The sequence below is a fragment of the Halalkalibacterium ligniniphilum genome, assembly GCF_000334155.1.
Classification (GTDB): Bacteria; Bacillota; Bacilli; order Bacillales; family Bacillaceae_D; genus Halalkalibacterium; species Halalkalibacterium ligniniphilum.
This window is the reverse complement of the sequence record NZ_ANNK01000103.1, coordinates 1-19,580: the sequence shown is the minus strand read 5'-3', so window position 1 is coordinate 19,580 and position 19,580 is coordinate 1. Positions and strand designations below refer to the sequence as shown.

General features: G+C 37.2%; 21 protein-coding genes and 1 pseudogene. 9 read left to right on the top strand and 13 right to left on the bottom strand.

What is annotated here, in order from left to right; all coding sequences use genetic code 11:
• The coding region (locus BLT_RS0112835) for a hypothetical protein (protein ID WP_017728199.1) at nt 1-687 on the top strand (687 nt) is incomplete at its 5' end.
• Nucleotides 688-1,042: 355 nt separating this feature from the next.
• Here BLT_RS0112835 and BLT_RS24490 read toward each other — a convergent pair.
• Complete coding sequence (locus BLT_RS24490; RefSeq protein ID WP_026105109.1) at nt 1,043-1,231, bottom strand: recombinase family protein; 189 nt, start codon at nt 1,229-1,231, stop codon at nt 1,043-1,045.
• A gap of 252 nt (nt 1,232-1,483) precedes the next feature.
• Between BLT_RS24490 and BLT_RS24955 the strand changes: the two genes are divergently transcribed.
• A complete protein-coding gene (locus tag BLT_RS24955; RefSeq protein WP_394295513.1) occupies nt 1,484-1,573 on the top strand; it encodes a putative holin-like toxin in 90 nt (29 codons plus the stop codon).
• Nucleotides 1,574-1,777: 204 nt separating this feature from the next.
• On the opposite strand, the gene BLT_RS0112820 is transcribed toward BLT_RS24955, so the two are convergent.
• Together BLT_RS0112820 and BLT_RS0112815 are read right to left on the bottom strand one after the other, a co-directional pair.
• Nucleotides 1,778-2,164, bottom strand: a complete 387-nt coding sequence (locus BLT_RS0112820) for an ImmA/IrrE family metallo-endopeptidase (protein WP_017728198.1) — start codon at nt 2,162-2,164, stop codon at nt 1,778-1,780.
• A gap of 324 nt (nt 2,165-2,488) precedes the next feature.
• A complete protein-coding gene (locus BLT_RS0112815; RefSeq protein WP_017728197.1) occupies nt 2,489-3,070 on the bottom strand; it encodes a DUF4256 domain-containing protein in 582 nt (193 codons plus the stop codon).
• Nucleotides 3,071-3,902: 832 nt separating this feature from the next.
• Between BLT_RS0112815 and BLT_RS0112810 the strand changes: the two genes are divergently transcribed.
• Nucleotides 3,903-4,340, top strand: a complete 438-nt coding sequence (locus BLT_RS0112810; RefSeq protein ID WP_017728196.1) for a hypothetical protein — start codon at nt 3,903-3,905, stop codon at nt 4,338-4,340.
• A gap of 123 nt (nt 4,341-4,463) precedes the next feature.
• On the opposite strand, the gene BLT_RS0112805 is transcribed toward BLT_RS0112810, so the two are convergent.
• From BLT_RS0112805 to BLT_RS21910, 3 genes are all read right to left on the bottom strand, one after another.
• Nucleotides 4,464-5,555 (bottom strand): class II aldolase/adducin family protein, encoded by a 1,092-nt coding sequence (locus BLT_RS0112805; protein ID WP_017728195.1) that lies wholly within the window; start codon nt 5,553-5,555, stop codon nt 4,464-4,466.
• A gap of 32 nt (nt 5,556-5,587) precedes the next feature.
• Nucleotides 5,588-6,811: a zinc-dependent alcohol dehydrogenase gene (locus BLT_RS0112800; RefSeq protein ID WP_017728194.1), complete on the bottom strand. Its 1,224-nt coding sequence runs from the start codon at nt 6,809-6,811 to the stop codon at nt 5,588-5,590.
• Nucleotides 6,812-7,274: 463 nt separating this feature from the next.
• The gene (locus tag BLT_RS21910; protein WP_081599664.1) at nt 7,275-8,888 is read right to left on the bottom strand and encodes an alkaline phosphatase family protein; all 1,614 of its coding nucleotides are present in this window, start codon (nt 8,886-8,888) and stop codon (nt 7,275-7,277) included.
• A 189-nt stretch (nt 8,889-9,077) separates the two neighbouring features.
• On the opposite strand from BLT_RS21910, the gene BLT_RS0112785 reads away from it, so the two are divergent.
• From BLT_RS0112785 to BLT_RS0112775, 3 genes are all read left to right on the top strand, one after another.
• Nucleotides 9,078-9,686 carry a lysophospholipid acyltransferase family protein gene (locus tag BLT_RS0112785; RefSeq protein ID WP_017728191.1) on the top strand — a complete coding sequence of 203 codons (609 nt, stop codon included), beginning with the start codon at nt 9,078-9,080 and terminating at the stop codon, nt 9,684-9,686.
• Nucleotides 9,683-10,585 (top strand): YegS/Rv2252/BmrU family lipid kinase, encoded by a 903-nt coding sequence (locus tag BLT_RS0112780; protein WP_236611095.1) that lies wholly within the window; start codon nt 9,683-9,685, stop codon nt 10,583-10,585. Before BLT_RS0112785 ends, BLT_RS0112780 begins: the two co-directional genes overlap by 4 nt.
• Nucleotides 10,586-10,663: 78 nt before the next feature.
• A complete protein-coding gene (locus tag BLT_RS0112775) occupies nt 10,664-11,560 on the top strand; it encodes a diacylglycerol/lipid kinase family protein (RefSeq protein WP_236611094.1) in 897 nt (298 codons plus the stop codon).
• A 464-nt stretch (nt 11,561-12,024) separates the two neighbouring features.
• On the opposite strand, the gene BLT_RS0112770 is transcribed toward BLT_RS0112775, so the two are convergent.
• Together BLT_RS0112770 and BLT_RS0112765 are read right to left on the bottom strand one after the other, a co-directional pair.
• On the bottom strand, nt 12,025-12,360 hold the full coding sequence (locus tag BLT_RS0112770) for a L,D-transpeptidase (RefSeq protein WP_017728188.1): 336 nt from the start codon (nt 12,358-12,360) through the stop codon (nt 12,025-12,027).
• 224 nt (nt 12,361-12,584) lie between these two features.
• Nucleotides 12,585-12,788 carry a hypothetical protein gene (locus BLT_RS0112765; RefSeq protein ID WP_017728187.1) on the bottom strand — a complete coding sequence of 68 codons (204 nt, stop codon included), beginning with the start codon at nt 12,786-12,788 and terminating at the stop codon, nt 12,585-12,587.
• Nucleotides 12,789-13,061: 273 nt separating this feature from the next.
• Between BLT_RS0112765 and BLT_RS23175 the strand changes: the two genes are divergently transcribed.
• Complete coding sequence (locus BLT_RS23175; RefSeq protein ID WP_081599663.1) at nt 13,062-13,505, top strand: TSUP family transporter; 444 nt, start codon at nt 13,062-13,064, stop codon at nt 13,503-13,505.
• Nucleotides 13,506-13,575: 70 nt separating this feature from the next.
• On the opposite strand, the gene BLT_RS0112755 is transcribed toward BLT_RS23175, so the two are convergent.
• Nucleotides 13,576-13,773: a hypothetical protein gene (locus BLT_RS0112755; protein WP_017728185.1), complete on the bottom strand. Its 198-nt coding sequence runs from the start codon at nt 13,771-13,773 to the stop codon at nt 13,576-13,578.
• Nucleotides 13,774-13,871: 98 nt separating this feature from the next.
• Between BLT_RS0112755 and htpX the strand changes: the two genes are divergently transcribed.
• Complete coding sequence (htpX, locus tag BLT_RS0112750) at nt 13,872-14,786, top strand: protease HtpX (RefSeq protein ID WP_017728184.1); 915 nt, start codon at nt 13,872-13,874, stop codon at nt 14,784-14,786.
• Between the two features lie 110 nt (nt 14,787-14,896).
• Here htpX and BLT_RS24050 read toward each other — a convergent pair whose 3' ends face one another.
• Together BLT_RS24050 and BLT_RS23170 are read right to left on the bottom strand one after the other, a co-directional pair.
• Nucleotides 14,897-15,070 (bottom strand): hypothetical protein, encoded by a 174-nt coding sequence (locus tag BLT_RS24050; RefSeq protein ID WP_017728183.1) that lies wholly within the window; start codon nt 15,068-15,070, stop codon nt 14,897-14,899.
• 187 nt (nt 15,071-15,257) lie between these two features.
• A pseudogene (locus BLT_RS23170) lies at nt 15,258-15,492 on the bottom strand (class I tRNA ligase family protein); the annotation flags it as partial.
• 358 nt (nt 15,493-15,850) lie between these two features.
• Here BLT_RS23170 and BLT_RS0112740 point away from each other — a divergent pair.
• Complete coding sequence (locus BLT_RS0112740) at nt 15,851-16,849, top strand: methyl-accepting chemotaxis protein (protein WP_017728182.1); 999 nt, start codon at nt 15,851-15,853, stop codon at nt 16,847-16,849.
• Nucleotides 16,850-16,929: 80 nt separating this feature from the next.
• Here BLT_RS0112740 and BLT_RS0112735 read toward each other — a convergent pair whose 3' ends face one another.
• Together BLT_RS0112735 and BLT_RS22715 are read right to left on the bottom strand one after the other, a co-directional pair.
• On the bottom strand, nt 16,930-17,853 hold the full coding sequence (locus BLT_RS0112735) for a ketopantoate reductase family protein (protein ID WP_017728181.1): 924 nt from the start codon (nt 17,851-17,853) through the stop codon (nt 16,930-16,932).
• A 572-nt stretch (nt 17,854-18,425) separates the two neighbouring features.
• A partial coding sequence (locus tag BLT_RS22715; RefSeq protein WP_201764269.1) for an S-layer homology domain-containing protein occupies nt 18,426-19,580 on the bottom strand: 1,155 nt, incomplete at its 5' end.

Sequence of the window (19,580 nt, the reverse complement as noted above, 5' to 3'; positions counted from 1 at the left end):
ATTATACTTACTGGTAATGGTCGACCTAATAAAGAAGGAGTCTATTTGAAAAATGTTTTTTCTTTCTGGATAGCTACAATGAAAAAGGAGGAGGAATCTGCAATTATTCCTTGTGCTTCAATTCCTTTTTTTAGAAATTTAGATGAGATAATTAATAATAAGAAGTGGTTTAAGACTCTTACATCTTTATTGCATATTAAAAAAGACACGAAAGAGATAAAGTGGAATACTTTGTTTCAAATATATAAGGATATTATACCTGATGTTAAGGTTAATCAGAATTTATTAGTAAAATTAGAATCTAAACGTGTTTTAGATACAATATATGATTGTACGAATCAGATTATTGAAACAGAGAGTCCTAGTAATTCCCTTGAAAATAAAATTGTTTTGTCGATGGCAATTAGGTTAAAAGCTGAAGAGTTAATGCTTAAATTATTAGAAAAGGAATTTGTTAAGGATGTACCAAATCAAACTTATTATCTTTATGATCAAGTCATAAGTAGTACGAGAATTATTAATGAAGACACTAGAGAACTATTGGAAAAGGTTATGATACTAACTCCTGAACATATTCATATAAATTCCTTTATGTTTGAACCACTTATTGACACAGACCTTGATTATTTATCACAAACATATAAAAAGTGTATTCAACTTTGTGATGAAAACTTAGTTAAAAGCTAAGCACACCAGCAGATAGCTCAGGCAACTTATGACCGAGCCTCAACTTCTTGCTCATTTTATCCAGATGGATTACTGGTTGAAGGCATATGATGTGAAGATAAAGGGATAGTGTGACATGACTCACCTGAATTAGGTGGGTTTTTTTGCATGAGGGGAGAGGGAAGATGTGTTTTGAAAGGCTAATTATCTTGTGTGTAAATTTTTAGCCGTTTCGATTCTCTACAACGTAATCTCAAAATATGTTTTCTAATCGTTTCACGCTCCCACTGAGCCAGCGTCCTAATGATTGTGTAAACCATTCTTCCCAGTAGCACTAGAAGTGTCAAACACTTCTGTAGAGGACTAAAAAGCAACCTTATGTAAGTCCATAAGCTTCAAAACGATCAAGACGATATACAAGCACAACATCAAACTTCTCTTGCTTAATATCAGCAATCAAACGCTGCATAGCAGGGCGATTCGTGTTCTTTGCTGAGAAGCCTTCATCCACGTAATCATCCACAATCATCCAGCCTTGTGATTCAGCAAAAGCGGTTAGACGCATCCTTTGAGCTCCGAGGGAAAAACCATTCCTTTACCTGGTCTTCTGTACTTACACGACGGTAAATAACGCAACGCATGGGGGAACACCTCATTTACTAAGTTATGCTTGCAAAATAGAAAAATATAACACGAACGTATATTCTGTTTTAGCGTGAGATAAGTGAGCATACAAGGAAAATATGTGATATAATTCAATTTAATAGGATAGGGAAACTCAAGGGTGGTCGGCGCATCCCCAAACAGAAAGGGGGTGATGCCAATGACGGTGTTTCAAGCTTTGGTGCTGATGATTACATTTGCAACATTGATTGTAGCTGTACTGTCATTTAACCAAAAAAAATAATCCACCCTTGAGCTTACGAGGCTAGGTGGATTATTTTTATCGAACCGGCTGACTACCCTAGAGGGAACCTGTTCTATTGCTTGACCGTTGGTGTTGGCAGCATCATCGGTCTTTTTTTATTATATTCTCTTTATACTACAAGTATAACATTATAACACCATTTATTAAAACTTTATTATATAATTCATTTTAATCTCTTCATCTTCACTTACGAATGTTTATTAGATTCGCATAAATCCTCTCAAGTCGATACTCGCAAAGTCCTTTTGTAACCTTAAATTCTTCTGAAAGCTGATCGATGATATTATCATCATTCAAGTTAAACTCTCTTAGCATATGTAGTGGCAATGCTGCATACCTCGTAAAGTTATTTGCATCCCATTCTTGCAGTTCTCTAAAAGCTTTTGGCATCATGATTTGTCGTCCGGCGTGTCTTAGGATGTGTGCAAGTTCATGATAGAATTGCTCACGCTGCACTTCTCTTTCCAATTCACTATTTATTGCAATCAGCTTGAATCGTCCTATTTCGATGCTGTGAGAGTATTTCTCCATTTCCTTGAGTAGATCAATTTTTTTTCTACTCTTATTCAACAATAGCGCCTATTAATTTAAGTGCATTACTTCACAAAGTCATCTGAAATAGAAGTTTATCTACTGAGTATAGATCAAATACGAAAAGACATTTAATTAGAATGCAACTGTCTCTTCATATTTTTGGTAATTCCAGTATTATTGTACTGCGCAACAATGAACCTTGGAGGGTTATTTGGTATGCATAAATTTAGTATAGCATGAGATTTTTTAAGTTTTTTTGAAGAATATTTGCAAACTATTAGCTGGTTTAGTTGAAGAATAAAATTAAAACTTCCCTAAGTAATCCGTTCTCAAATTCAAATTTATCTCTCTGTGCAAAATTTAGACCCTTAGCGAGCCACGAAAACCCCTGGCAGCGTAGTAGGATTCTGCTCCATTGTGATACACGAAGACGTGACCGAAGCGACGATCGCAAAAAAGTGCACCTCCGAGTTCTCTAATATCAGTGGGTGTTTGCACCCAACTCGACGTTTTCATATCGAAATTTCCAAGTTTCTGCAACACTCGATATTGTTCTTCAGTCAAAAGTTCTATGCCCATAGAAGTTGCCATATCAATAGCATTATTTTCAGGTTTATGTTTTTTTCTTGACTCTAGCGCTTCACGGTCGTAACAAACACTCCTGCGGCCTTTAGGACTTTCCGCTGAACAATCACAAAAAATGTATTCGTCCTTCTTTTTATCATAACCAACAACATCCGGTTCACCGCCAGTTCTTTCCATTTCATTGAGCGACCACAGTTTTTCAGTATTTGCATTCAGCTTTGCTTGGACTTTAGCCCATTCAAGACCTTTATGGCGGTTCATGTTTTTCTCAAAACGGGCTTTCAATACTCTGAGTAATTCTTCACTTTGTTCTTGTGACAACTCTTTTTTATCGCTGATTTTATTTCTCTTTGTCATGCTAGTTCCCCCTTATTGGTTTTACCCATAATGGTTTAAGTATAACTATCTATTTGTTTAATAATAAATTATATGATTAAGTAAATCCATTCCTCCACAATCTGGCCCGATTGTTGAACACCTACCCGATCAATAAAACCTTTTAAATAAAGTACTTTATTTCATAAAAAAATTATTTGTTACGCAGTATCTGTCTACTGCGTAGTACAAGAGTTAACTTAGATTGTTTGCAGAAGACGGATCTTAGTTCAATCAATTTTTTATAACATTTTTGATTCTCAAAACGATGGTTTTATATGTTTTATTACCAGATGGATTGCAGTGGTAAACAGTCTGTCATTCTTTGGTACACTTTTTGTCCTTTGAAGGGGAAGTATAGACTGAAAATTTCCGCTATATTTATGCAATGCTAGTGATTCATGATATTGTATTCTTTTTGTCCGCTTTTTGATGGTTTTAAAAACTCAACAATAAGAATAAATTTGACAAATTATGATTAAAAATAGCAGAATATAACCAGCCATCTCCCAAGTAGACAATTCAACCATCTCTATTCGTTTTTAATTCTTTATTATAGGAGTTATTTAAGAGCTTTAATAGGTAATTTTATTGAGTAGTAATCGGGGCTGGGACAAAAGAGTATTTATTGATGAGAAATCCGAACGTCATGATCGTTGATGCATAGCATTCGCTTCGGAAATATACTTCGCTAAGGTTGTGCCCGGAGGAGTACTCTAAAACAGTTACACAAACTTATTGACACTACCCAAGCTTTTTCAACATACACTATTTAAGTGAATGACCTATATTCTTCTAAGAAGGTGTTTTCTTATTGAGACAAACCGAAATGTGGGAATCCGTTGCAACGGAGTTAAATCTTAGTTTGTATAGTGAAAAGATGGTTTGTTCTATGAGTACGCAGTTGTACTATATTCCTGAAACAAAAGATTTACAAGGAAATTCAGAGATGCATTCACATCTTGTCCCTGCCTCCTATCATCGGATAACCGCAAGTGGCTCCGCACAAAGGTTAGTGAATGGTGAACGTGAGTGGACCATTGTCCAAAGCATGATCTCCTGCATCAAAAACTCCGAACAGAGGGACCGTAATGTACAAAATTGGTTAAATGTCATGAGGGATACCGCCCCTACTGCTTACAAACTGTTTGTTCAAAATATTATACTCTGGCAGGATCATGCTGAAAGGCATTTACAAAATGCGAAACATTACACAATGCAAATCACAGGACCTGCTGCATGGCAGGGATAAACCCAGTACAGTCAATCACGTGCATTCACGCTTTAGGAAAGTTAGAAGTAAACAAAGAAATCGATCCCTTTGTTGCAGAGATACTTTGAAACAAAGGGATCAATTAATAGAAGCTTCATTTAATTAACTTGACATTGGTATCTGCGAAAGAACTTCTCCATCAATTCGTTCAAAGATATCGTCTAAATCAGGACCAGTAATTGTCAGTCCATGATTTTTAAGTCCAATTATTGCTCTCGATGGGTCGGCTTCCTTTCGTATCAAAACGGCTACCGTTTCGGCTAATTGAATCGTGCCGCACGGGTAGTTTATTTCCGTTGCTTGTATCCCATCCATCCAAGCATGAATATGGACAATCGCACCAACCTTAGGATGCTCCTTATAAATCATCCAATGTTCTATGGCATCAACAGAAGCTCTTTTCGGCGAAATATTAGGAGGAACGCTAATTTCCATTGCGTTTTTTTGGGGGTTAAATCCTTTAATATATAAAATATCCTGTCCAATCACCCGCATATTGCCTTTATTAATCCCACTTGCACTCATCCAAAAACTGTTTTCATCGTGACGGCTGCTCAGATTTCCATAGCTAAGTCCGCCGATTCCATACAGCTTCTTTAATTGTCGCATATCCCGACTTGTCAAATAATTTTCTAATGGGAATGGGGCTGGCAATAAATTCATCTCATCTAATTTTTTCCCGGAGACATACATTTTTTTTGTAATCTCATTACCAATCCAAAGTTCCTCATGTAGGTCCTCGATAAACTCATTATTTATTACTAATTGAGATGAGGCAATCGGCTCTAATTTTTCATAAATTTTATTAAAAAACTCTTCTTCTTTTGTAGGTTGATATGTCAAATTATAAAAACCTTGTTCAGGAGTAATGAAATAAACTTCTGTTTTTTCTTTGTTGTGGATGATATAAATCAAATGGTTTGCTAAGGACCTAATCAAATATGGATAAGCAGATTCAAAGGTATTTTCAGGATGTTCATGCTGTTCCACGATTGAAATGACAAAGGTTGCCTGTTGCTGTCTGCGAAAAGGACGCGGTTTTTCTATATCAATTACATTAAAAACAATACGAATATCATCTACCGGCTTTTCATAATAATTGTATCCTTGAGCTGAGAATTTTCCCTTTAATCCTTCTGTAAACCATATGAGAAATGGACTTTTATCGATACCAGTTATTGCAAATGAATTCAATGTAAATGCCCCCTTCAAATTATTCTATTATTTTAAGGTTCAAACACAATTTTTATGGCAGAACGAGTGCCTTTTTTTGTTGCTGTTTGAAATGCATGATAGTAATTCTCTAATGGAAATCGATGGGTGACTAAAGGGGAAAGATCGACTTTACCAAGGCGCATTAATTCTATCGCAATCTCAAACGTCCTAAGTCTTTTTCCTCGATATTCTTCCGTACTGTAAGCAAAGCACCCTTTGACATTTAACTCATTTAGCCATATTGTCGTCCAGTCAATTCCGTCCATTATGCCTGCTAATCCTAAAAGGACAACCTTTCCACCATTTTTTGAAAACCGAAGCCCATCATTTATACTCTGTTTTCTACCAACACATTCAAAAACTGTATCGGCCCCTCCCTGTATCACCTTTGGACCAAATAACGGCTTTAAAACCTTTGCATCAAGAGAGGAAGTTAACTGTTGAATATAAGATGGTTTTTGGAGATAGATAACATCATTTGCACCATAGTAAGAGGCAAACTGAGCTTGAATCTCATGCTTAACTAACGCCACAATTTTACAAGGAATATCCAACGCCCGTATCGCAGCGATCACAGATATTCCAATGACCCCCCCACCTATAACAAGAACTGTGTCGTTTTTATTTGGAGGATTCCTTAAAACACTATGTAAAGCGCAGCTAAATGGCTCAACCATCACGCCATTTAAATCGTCGACCTCATCTGGCAATTTAAACACTTGGCTTTTATGTGCTACCACATATGAACTCCAGCCACCACCTGTATCACGACAGGCACCAATTAACAAACCTGGTGACAAATCTCCTTCTGTTTTTTGTTCACACAAACTATAATTACCTTTGATACATGAGGGACAAGGCTTCACGATTCCTCGGGTCATACATGATAGGAGTGGATCGATGACAACGCGATCGCCCTTTGTGAAATGAGAAATCTTTGCCCCTAGCTCTTGTATTTCCCCTGTGATTTCATGACCGATTGTGAAAGGAAATGATACAAAAGGTGAAGTAGCAGGACTATCGTTTAGAAAGATAAGATTAAGATCACTGCCACAAATGCCGCTATATTTAACTTTTACCTTAACCCAGTGCTCATTCGGTAGCTTCGGTTCCGGCTGTTCGCAAAATCGTAAGCATGACAGCCGCGAATGCCAATAAACCGAAGGGAGATACCTTCCTCCGACTTTGCTTAAAAGATAACGTGGCAGTGTATAATCAAATTGTAATGCTTTCAAGACATCTCACCTTTTTAGAAATATTTACATGTAGTAATATGTTCAAGGGGAAAGCTTTCTATGCAAAACTTAATACTGGATTAAAATTTAAAAGCGGGGTACTAAAAAAAGATGGTGACCATTTCCTTAAGGTCATGCATCTTTTAACAATGCGGCTATGATAAAGCGATATTCAGTCAGTTTAAACAAGTGATGCTCCTACTTAGGTTTATTTTTTTTGATGATGTCCTCATATTCCAATAAATAAAAAATTTCAATTACCTCTTTGATTTTTTCAATAAACGGCTTAAACCGCTGATTGAATTTTTGTATCCTACGCTGATGTTTAATCAACATGGTATAACACCTCTTTTTTTGATTTGATGAAAACTGCTTGTAAATTGAATGAGGAGAAGATTTAAGTACTGACCTCTACACCGCTTTTGTAAAGTAATATGAACTTATTTCTTTCATTTATAAAAATTTAATCAAACCTTTTTTCGACAATATTGTTTTGTTTGTCCGTTCCCTGTCTCAATAAGTGTAAAATCCAAGGTTTTAAATCAACGATTCGCATATGTTCAGGTTTCGTGCTTGTACCTGTTACAATCATTGGAACCAAAGAATCCTGTTTGTGTATGGACCCGTGTGCTGCGCCTCCAGGGTGAGTAGGAGTTCCTTCACTCACAAATTCAAATCCAGGCTTCGCATCAACGATAATATAGTTGCCGGAATGGGAATGTAACGAACTGTGTAAACGAGCCAGCACATCCGGATAAACACCGTAACCAACTAACTTTTCGTTTATTGAAAGATCTAATATGGAATATTCACCGTTTAAGAACCAAGACTGGTCGTACTCGTCTGTATATTCTCCATCTGGACGGAAGGTAAATACTCCGTTTTTACCACCCGCAACGGCATTAACATTGGTACCGTTTTTCCACGCAATGATCTGAATTCGCTCGTCTTGCTTTAGATGTTTAACGATCTCTTCAATTGTTATATTTTGATCTAAATTATAAATAAAAGCCATTCGTTCGTTTAATCCTAGAACGATTTGGTCATCTTCTTTTACCGGCTCCTTAACATCATGTATTTTATAAGAATCTAAAATTGACCTTAACTCGACTAAAGAGCGATTTTTGTCTTTTCCAACTTCAGCTTGTCCGCTATCCCCCATCACGATCCAAACCGCATCTTTTAAGGCTTTATCCCATGAACCATACACATTTAATATTTCCTGAAGTTCCTTGTCTACTTTTTCAATCCCGTTGATAGGATGAATTGGACCTTCTTTATGAACATTTTTATCAAGATCTGGAAAGTAGGCAATTGTAAAAGAAGGAAGTTTTCGGTTTTGAATGAAATATTTTAGTTCTTCCGCTGTAAATTTGTCATTAAACCCAAAAGCTTTCCATGGTTGATTATTTTGATTGTTTTTTGGGTGATATTGCGCCAGTGCCCCATAAGAAAATAGGAATGGAGTTTGGACTTGGAATTTGGGCATGAGATTTAATTTTGACAATGCTTTCGGAGGACGTAGGATCATTTTTTCATTTCCCCGATAGACAAGTGCGTTTATTGATGCACTTTGTAAGCCTATCTTGTCTAGTGCTTCGTGAATCGTTTCCACGTCATTGCTAAGGTGAGAGTGATTTAAACAATATAAAATGTATTCCATCACATTTTTAATGCCTAATTTAAACACCTCTGCTCTTGCACTTCCATAATTAACGAGTCGCTTTTGGGTTTCATCAAACCAGACTAGACCTGGGACCTGATGCTTGTCCGAATAAGTACCAGTTAAAAGCGTACTGTCGATTGTCACTGACATCGTAGGATAGCTACTAATGACGTTTGGGTAGTAGTGTCCATGTTCCATTAAAAATTTAAACGCTGGGGCACGCCCTTCTTTAACCGCTTTTTGAAGAGGTTCATTCATTAAAGAATCAATCATTAGAAGGATGACTGGATGTGAGGGTGGCGTAACTTGTTTATGCTCCAAAGACTGATTAGCTGGTTGAAGAGCTTTTCTCAAAAAGATGATTACTAAAACAATCATGATAATAATTAAGGCATATAACACGTTCTTCATCCTCTTTATTTTCTTATAAAATTAATCTTATGCAGAATTAGGTTGCCTTTCTTTATTTACTCTTATACTTTTCTCTTTCGCATTCAATCCAGACTTTTTTGTAAAAGAGGAAAAAATTCACTGTATTTGGAAGTAGGAAAAACAGAAAAAATAGGATAGTCACTAAAATGAGACATGGAAGGGTCGTTAATGATGCTGTACTTCTTACTGAAACCAGCTCTAAAGCTATTTATCCAGTTAAAGTTTCGAATAGAAATCATTGGGTTAGAGTACATCTCTAATCATCATGCATTGATTGTAGCTGCGAATCATGTCAGCAATTATGATCCGTTCCTTTTATCCTGTATTTTCAAACGAAACATTCATTTTATGGCAAAAGCTGAATTGTTTCATAATCGCTTTCTAAAGTGGTTTTTTACGAACCTATATGCAATTCCGGTAGAACGGCAGAGTGGTATTGTGATCCGACCTGTACGCCAAGCTTTAAAGGTTATTCATAGCGGTGAAATCTTTGGTATTTTTCCAGAGGGAAAAAGGTGTAAAAATGGAGAAGTTGTTCAACCTAAAAAAGGAGTTGCTTTTTTCGCTTGTAAAACAAATGTACCTGTTATACCTATTGCGATTATTGGGGTTGATAAAGGATATCGTACTCCAATAAAAATTGTCATTGGTCCGCAAATTACCATTTCGAATGAATCAAAGGATTACTCTTCGGTTTCCTTAATGATCATGAATCGGATTCGAGAGCTCGAAAAAAAGTATTCTCACCCACGCTCTTTTAGAAAGGGGTTTTCATGATGAATCCAACTATCAAAAAGGCATTGTTGATTTACAACCCATTTTCAGGAAAAAAAAGCGCTCATAAATTCTTCCCTCTTGTGTTAAAAAAGCTTTCAGAAATGGATTATCGTGTAACGCTTCATCAATTAATCCAACCAAGTGATATGGAAACCCCTATAAAAAATGCATGTAAAAACAGATGGGATGCGATCTTTGTTGCAGGAGGAGACGGAACAATAAACCAGTCACTCCAATTTTTAGCGAAAGAAAAATACCGACCCAATGTAGGAGTCTTTCCTTTCGGCACAAGCAATGAATTTGCAAAATATATCGGAATGCCTTGCAATATGGTAGAAGCGCTTTCAGTGATTGAAAAAGGTGCCCTAAAACCGATAGACATAGGACAAATTGGAAATTTATACTTTGCCAACATTGCGGCTGCGGGCTGGTTGTCGGATATCACCTATAAAACTCCCCCTTCTCTAAAATCCTATTTAGGTGAGTGGGCTTATTGCTTCCATTTTTTTAAAACATTTTTAATGACAAAACAATCCCATAGCATTTCAATTCAAGTTTTACCTGATAGGGTCCTATCAGATCTTACTTTATTTATAATCATGAATGGCAATTCTGTTGGTCCTTTTGAGCGTCTAATCAAGAATTCAGTACATAATGATGGCTTCTTTTATCTGATCACCTGTAAAAAAACGAAACGAATTCAGCTGTTTATTTCATTACTTGCAATCATCCTTAATCTTCCTGGACATCCTTCGGTCATCACTCATACGAAAATAAAATCATGTAAATTTACGATTCCAAAATCAGCTCCGCTTAATCTCGATGGGGAAAAAGCATATGTAAAAAGCCTGCATTTTAAAGTTTTGCCTAACCATCTTCGTGTTTTTTCTTCTCACTAAATGATATTTTTATTAGGTTATGTCTGTATATAGATGCCTTTAAAAGGAAACAATTTCTTGTAAAAACAAATGGATTAGGTGAGATTGTTGCATTGCTTTATTGTGAATAAAGTCTCTGGTAACGGGCGAGCTTTAAAAGTTTGGCACCTTTTAGAAAAAATTTTACTTAAAAAAAACATCAACTATTGTGTTCGCTTTACTGAGGAGCCGAAACAAGCCACTGCATTCGTTCATGAACTTCTCGGTAACGAGCAAACAAAAGTTATTATTGCTGTAGGGGGCGATGGGACAGTTCATGAAGTAATCAATGGATTAGTTGGTTCTACTATACCTTTAGGAGTTATTCCAGCTGGTTCTGGAAATGATTTTTGTAGACAATTACGTATCCCGCTCAGATCTGATAAAGCGTTAGAGCGTATTTTAAGACATGAACCAAAAAGGATTGACCTTGGACGTATTGACGATAAATATTTTGCTACAGTAGTGGGAGTGGGATTTGACGGACAAGTAGCACTAACGACAAATCGTTCCAAATACAAGAAAATACTTAATATCGCTCGAATGGGTGGAATTTCATACATCATCGGAGTCATAAAGGTGTTGCATGCGTACAAACCAATGACTGTTCATTTAAAAATTGACCATACGGAACTGAAGCTTACTAAGGTATGGCTCATTGCAATCGCTAATTCACCCTTTTATGCAGGCGGTATGGCCATTTGTCCTGATGCCCAAAATAATGATGGCCTTTTAGATATATGTATCGTACAAGAATTAACCAAACGGGAACTATTATATTTATTCCCATCGGTTTTTAAAGGGCGTCATATCAACCATCCTTCTGTAACCATTTACAGAGGAAAAGAAATTGAAATTTTCTCTGAATCACCATTATTGGTTCATGGAGATGGGGAAATGATTGGCCAAACTCCTGTCAACTTAACAATCGAACCAAATTACTTATATGTTATTTAAACGTTCGAGTTTTCTGAATAGCGACGAGTTTAATCGAGGCTACGGGAGGAAATCCTTTCTTGTTGAAAATCCTATAGCAGGCGTTATAACGCACCTTTTCTCTAAATGTATTCAAAACAGTTTCACATGTAATGTAGGTAAATGTCAATTTAACAGTATTTTACTGTCTAAAGACAAAAAAAAATAGACCTCCCTGAGCCTGTGAAGTTCGGGGTTGGTCTATTTCGCTGAACCGAATGTTGAGGACAACTCTATTGCTTGACCGTTGGTGTTGGCAACACCAACGGTCTTTTATATTACTATGCTTTATTAGGATTATTATACTTTTTATATGCAGTTATTTCAATTAAAATATGTCTTTTACGAATACAAACTGAATAATTGGATAGATCATATATGCAATACATAAAGCTATAAATAATGTGTAGTTTTTTTAATGTTATTTTCATAGCATTTCAATAGAGTCATTTATGAATAAAAACCTTAGAACCAATCGGAACTTTAGATGATAAGTCTAGAACATCATGATTAAACATTCTGATACACCCATGTGAGACATTTTTGCCGATTGAAGCTGGGTTATTTGTTCCGTGGATACCGTAATGAGGTTTTGACAATCCCATCCAAAGCACGCCAAATGATCCGCCAGGGTTATATTGTTTATTAATAATTGTGTATGTTCCAGTAGGTGTTGGTGATAATATTTTTCCAACTGCGATTGGATAAGTTTTTATATGCCTGTTTCCATCAAAAAGTTTTAATTGATGCTGTGATGTTGATACGTCAATCCATTTCGCCATGAAGATCAACTCCATTTTTTAAACATTGTATGAAGTAGCTCAGGCATTTGTTTATATATAGGAATTAATTGAACATGGGTATAGGTCTGAAAATGAGCGTAATTGGCATGATGACGAGAAATCTAAAGATAAGAGAGAAATAATAAACAGCATTTACAAAAATCGGAAGGGAACGATTTCTTTGACTAAGCTTTGACGAATGATGTGCAGGTACACGCATTAAATTACTTTTGAATAGATTTTTCTTTATACCTAGACCAATTTATCCAACTAAGTATTGAAAAACTTAACGCCATTATAAGAAGCTGTATTGGATCTCGATTAATATCGAACACAATACCGATACCACCTGCGAGTGGGATTAAAATGAGACAAATGATAGCAATTAATTTGTATACATTTGGATTATCTCTATTTTCAGTGCTCATATTTCCAACTCCTAATTCCATAATATTTTCCATTTTATATTATAGCATGTTTGTTTCGTAAAAACGTAACTATCCAATATTTTAAGGAGATTTAGTGTACATTTCGATGAAATACCGATATAAGAGTTGATGTTTTATCGAAAATATCCAATCTCACATTGAAAATTGAAAGGTAATTCAATATCAAATTTTATAATTTCGTTAAATCATGTACATTATAAACAATAAATTTAGTCACAGAACAAATTTGGGCCATCGAAATATAGATGGCCAATTAAGATTCATAAGTCTATTGTAATAAAAGGAACAAATGATGAAGGAGAAGAGATTGAATATGGTTACAATTTACCAATTGCCTTAACCGTAGCTTTTGTCGTGGGTTTTTTAGCGGGTTTATTCGGGATTGGCGGAGGAGCACTATTAATTCCAGTTATGGTTTTACTATTTCAATTTCCGCCTAGAACAGCAGTTGCTACTTCTATGCTTGTCATTTTCTTCTCGGCAATTACAGGTTCTTTCACCCATCTTGCTCTTGGAAATATTGAATGGACCTATGCAATATGTTTGACGATAGGAGCATGGTTCGGTGCTAAAATAGGGGCAGCTTTTAATCAACGGTTAAAAAGTGAAGTCATTATGTTTGTTTTTCGAATTGTTTTAATTGGCGTTGGGGTACGTTTAATCATTGATGGTTTTAAAAGTATTTCTTTTGGGTAGTGATCGATCATGAGTTGTTTTATAAGGAATTGTTTATTGTGTTTTTTCGCCTGTGATTTTGCCCGATGGATCATGTACTGAAAAACTCCTTTTTTGGCAAACCTCCTGCGAATACTAGTTTATGTGTATACAAGGGATTATTACTATTTTCATCAGGCCTTTTCCAAGCTATTGCTTGAATAAAAGGGGTAAATTCGTCTTTAAAATTGTCTATATGTAGGTGATTGCCAGAATAATTTGCATTGTTAAAATATCCAACTCCATACATCCCTGCCCATCCTTATGGTATTCAAAATCTGCCCCTCCTGATCTGATAGCAGAATCATGTTAAACTATACTAGTACATTATGAAATGGAGGCGAAAGAATGGGGAAACGGTTATTGCTTCTTATTGTTACAAATATTCTTGTCATGACGACGATTGTCATTGTTTGGTCGTTAATTACGACATTTACAGGCATTAACGGTTCCTTTCAGACGGGTGGTTCTGGATTAGGAATTGATTTTACTGCGCTAATGGTTTTTAGCTTAATTGTAGGGTTTTCAGGGTCGTTCATCTCACTAGCCATGTCACGCTGGGTAGCAAAAAAAATGATGAAGGTCAAAGTATTGGACCAAAATGGTCAATTAACTGCACAAGAACGTGCCGTGGTGGAAAAGGTTCATCGCTTTTCCCGAGCAGCTGGGTTAACGCATATGCCTGAAGTAGGAATTTATCCTTCTGCTGAGGTCAATGCCTTTGCTACAGGCCCTTCAAAGAAACGCTCACTCGTTGCTGTTTCGCAAGGATTATTAAACACGATGGATGATGATGCGGTTGAAGGCGTCATTGCTCATGAGGTAGCGCACGTGGCGAACGGTGACATGGTTACGATGACGTTGCTGCAAGGTGTAGTGAACACCTTTGTCGTCTTTTTCTCAAGAATTGCAGCGATTCTCGTGTCTCGCTTAGTGCGTTCTGAATTGCAAGGGATTGTTCAATTTGCAGCAATTATTATTTTTCAAATTTTATTCTCGATTCTTGGGAGTATTGTCGTAATGGCTTACTCGAGGTACCGAGAATTCCATGCTGACCGAGGAGGCGCTGATTTAGCAGGGCGTGATAAAATGACTCATGCGCTACGTTCGTTGAAAGCGTACGTGGAGCGTGCCAATGTTAGTGACCGCACCGATGATTCTGCGATCCAAACAATGAAGATTAACGGAAATGGCGGAATCGTGAAACTTTTTTCATCTCACCCTGACTTAGATGAAAGAATTGCACGCTTAGAACAACGTTAAATGGCAAGGTGTAGCAACTGCTCTATTCAAATAGGGCAGTTTTTTCTCGAAAGAATATCTAAATTGGTTATATTATTAAACGCAGCAAATGTGTAAAAAAAGGATAGCAACTAATCGCTCTCCCTTTGCTTCTTAATTAATCGCAAACCAGAGTAAAGATTTACTCCAATCATTAAAATAAATAACCAAAACAGCATGTCCCCTAAGAATACAATAGCGGCGACGGCCCAAACCGCAGCTAAAATAAAAAAGATGATACTTCTAATAGGAATTGATGTATTCAAAATGCATACCTCCCTCAAAAATAATATAACAGAGTTTTGTGAAAATTTAAAGAAGGGGTAGGGGTGACTCCTTATCTGGATAGAGGAGGATTGATTTCGAAAATTTTTACACCAAGTAAAATTTTAATTCAAAAAATCGATGTCTACATAGATTAAACCGACTTTTAAAGATGAATTGACAACCAGGGCAATAAGGGGCAATCCTATGCTCTTTGTAAAGTAATCCTTTTTCACGGATTATCGATAGGAATATTCCGAACACTCTCAATATACTCATTCTTTAGGGTGATGTATGGGTCATCCATATCGATCCAGTAGCCAATGGCTTCTGTGAATGTTCGCCATTGACGTTCATAGTCAAAGATGGTGTCCTTGCACTTCTCAATAAACTTTTCGATTCCATATTCTTCAATTTGTTGCTTAAATGAGCACAAGACAGACGAGAAGTTTCAATAGCATTTTATTTTTTAAGCCTAGCAGTTCACCCAGATTCGTACGAGTGAGTAAAACATAAGCCTGCTAGGAAGATTTATAAAGGGAGATTGAGTTTTTTTCAGTTGTTTTACAAATAATGAAGTAACACGAACAAAATGCGAGGTAACGACGATGCAAAACAAAAACAAAGCAGTTGTTGGAACCTAGAGAGCCGTACTTTTTACAAAGCTGTAAAAGATAATAAATATCCCACTCAAAATTCCGAAAAGTTCGAATAACAACCGTCGAACTATGATATAATTTCTATTAAATTAGAAATTATATACATAAAAGGGGATGCAGATTGTGGAGAGCACGCTAGAGAAAAGCTTGAATGTGTCGGTATTAATGAATGAGTTAAAGCAAGAAAATCATGAAATGCAAAAGGTAATGAAGAAGATTCAAGATATATCAACGAAATCGAATATTTTAGCCCTAAACTCAGGAATTGAAGCTGCTCGTGCTGGAGAGGCTGGTCGTGGGTTTGCGGTCGTTGCGACTGAAATTAAGAAATTTGCTGAGGAAAGCTTGAATGCAAGTAAGGAAAGTGAAACGCTGATTAATAGCATTCAAAACAAAGCGAATGAAATTATTGCTGTGCGAACCGTTGATATAGCATTCGATACGATTGATAAGATTGACCGGAATTTATTCGAAAGAAACTGTGATGTGCAAGCTTGGGCGACATTTGATGCGATCAAAGATTGTCTCACTAACCCTTCGCCAGAGTCAAAGAAAACGGCACAAGCTTTTATGAAAAATATTCATGAAATTTATGAAGTGTATTTTGACTTATTTGTTGTCGACTTATCGGGAGAAATCATTGTCGCAGCTGTAAACCAAAGTGAGGTTGGCAAAAACATGGCTGACAGGGAATGGTTTCGACAAACCGTACAAACGAATCAGGTTAATGTTACAGATATGTACCATTCCTCTGTTGTGGGTGGACATACGATGGGCTATTCCAGTCCTGTTCGAAACGATGCTGGAGAGGTCATCGGTGTCTTCACGACGAGATTTAACTGGGAATTCATTTACGATATCATTGATCGGGTCAAGCTTGATGACAAAAGTAAGCTTTATGTGATTAATTCAGAAGGATATGTGATTGCTTCAAAGGATCGGTCAGGGATTTTAAAAACGAAGCTCACGCACTTGAGAGCTGTAGATAATGTTGTGTCGGGTAGAGATAAGCGTGGTTACACGTTTGAAAACAATGAAATTCACGCCTATTGTTTAACGGAGGGCTACAATGCTTACAAAGGAAAAGGATGGTCTGTTATTGTCATCGAATCCATTGTTTAATCGCTTGCTTCGAGTAAGGTGGGACCGATTGTAAAAGATTGTTGGATTAGTCAGAGGGGGAGTAAACCCCTCTTTTTCCATTAATTTAACGCCTTCATTTTTTCAAGCGATCGGATCATTTTAAAAAGCATGTCATTAATGGGTGTAGGAACATTATGTTCTCTACCAAGCTTACAAACAGTTCCAGCTAAAAATTCCACTTCGGTTTTTCGGCCAGCTTCAATGTCTTGTAGCATTGAAGTTTTCCCTTCAGGACTTAGCCCTTCCTTTAAAATACGGTCAAATTTATTTAGATCGCGTTCGGTTAAGTGAACGCCCAGCTTCTCAGCTAAAACGATCACTTCCTTCATGGCCGAGGTCATAAAATCATGTGCTTCTTGTATTTCCTGAAACACTTTATAAGGAGCTTTTAATACGGCAGACGTCTGATTCACCCCAACATTAATCATAAACTTCCACCACATGGTATGCTGCATATCTTCTGGGATTTCATAGGGGATATTCGCCCTATCAAACAATTCTTTCACCTTTTGCACATTAGGAGATAACGTGGCATTTTTCTTTTCACCAAAGCAAATCCTTCCTATGTTTGTAAAGCGGATAGATGTACCGTCTCGGAGAGCATCAATGGCTACGCACATGGCGTGTAAAATGTTTTCGCTTCCGTATGTATGAGCAAGAATTTCCTCACTAGAAATCCCGTTCATAAGGGACATGATGATCGTATTGGGCCCGATATGATGTTTGATGTCTTCAATGGCTTGGTCAAGGCCGTCATATTTTACAGCGATCAATACAAGATCAGCTGGTTCCGTTTTTTCTTTTGGGTCAATATAATGAAAATCGTACCGCATGCCGTTGATGGCAATTCCTTGTTTTCTGTAGCGCTCGATTCGTTCTTGACTCGCGATTACTTGAATACTTTTTGGGTTCATATCATGTAGTCTGCTTGCATAGGCGGCGCCGATTCCTCCAAGTCCAATCACAGAAACGGTGTTTATCATGTTCGTCTCCTCCTTCAGATTAAGAAACAGAATTTGATCAAAACTTCACCTATAAGCAATTCAACACGAAATTATATTTTCCTATTCGTACTTCGCTTTTTATTTGAAAACTAATGTCCGTTCATTATATAGTTAGCAAAAGAGGCATATAAAACATGAGGTGTTGGAACAAAAGAAAGTGGGGTATTCTTTTTTTTTCAAAATACCCCCGCGCAATTTCATGGAAGACCTGAGTAGTCGAGCAAATGACAAAAGAGTGAAGAGAGTTTCTTAAATAGTTTCCCTGTTCACGTAAAAGAAACTAGATTCAAAAACAAGGGGCTGGGACAAAAGAGTTTTTGAGAAATCCGAACGTTATGATCGTTGATGCATAGCATTTGCTTCGGAACTATACTTCGCTATCCGAGGGCGGATGGTGAGCCTCCTTGTGCTTACGCACTGTGGGGTCTCACCCTTGCCATTGTCTACGTATATTTCCTCCGCTAAGGTTGAGCATTGTTCGCATTTTCAATCATACACGTTCGTTATGTCCCAGCCTCATGTGATTCATCTTTTTATTCAGCTGGATCGTCCTAACGGGAATACTCCCGCTGATTCGAACCATCTGTGTTCATGATGATTAATTCATCGCCTTTTGCAATGACAAGCTGGTTATCTTCGAAAAAGAAGTCATCCACCTCGCCTTGGTAGACTGGTTGGGAACGTAGGGATTCTAAATGAAGGCGAATAAGCTGGTTATCCTCGATGTAATAAGCGTATACACCGTAATAATCAAACAAATAAGGCTGTGATTCACCACGTCTATGCCCGTTTGAGCGATATGGCAATTCGTTCAATTCTTTTATGGTTTGAACCTCTCCAGTATCCACATTTACACGCAGCAATTTGTGTTCCATCGTCGTATCGCGATAGAGGTTATAGTGATCAATGAAGTACACATGCTTATCAATAAGATAGGGATGGACGACGGTTTTCATCGACTCCCCATACACTAAGTCACGATTGGTTCCATCTAGGTTCGCTTGATATAGATGGTATTCAGGATACTCAACTGCGCCCCCTGTATGGAAGCTGTATTCAACCAAATAGTACAGGGTGTTGTTATGGATCATTAACGACGTTTCATCAATAAAGCCCCTACCATCCCATTGAGCATAATAATCGCTCGGTGGATTGACAAAGAGATCCCCCTGAATATCCTCTCGCGTTAATAAGGTTTCTCTTTCACCACTTACGACATGACGGCGAACGAGCTGCCGATCCTCAATGGAGTAAGCGTAATCTCCTTCAACGATCACAGGTCCAACTTTTCCTAGTAAACTCTCATCAATGTCCTTTGGTTGTTTTGTTTTGAGTGCATTGACGAGAAAGACAGAAAATTGTGCTCTTGTTGTATCATTGTAAGCCCTGAACGTTCCATCCTCGTAGCCGGAAGCGATTTGATTTTTAGCGATTGTATTAATGTAAGTGTAGGCCCAATGGTCGGCTTGAATGTCTTGGAAATGAGCGTCACTCACTGCTGTATCCAATTCAAACGTACGGACGAGAATCGCAGCCATTTGCCCACGGGTCAAATTCTCGTAGGGACGAAAATGGCCGTTGCTCCCTTTGATAATCCCTGTTTCTTCCATGATTGCAACCGTTTCAATGTTTGTATGATCGGCAGAGATGTCTTTAAATGAGGGTGGTTGATTTGATTGTCGTTCTAAATCAAGTGCTTGTACGAT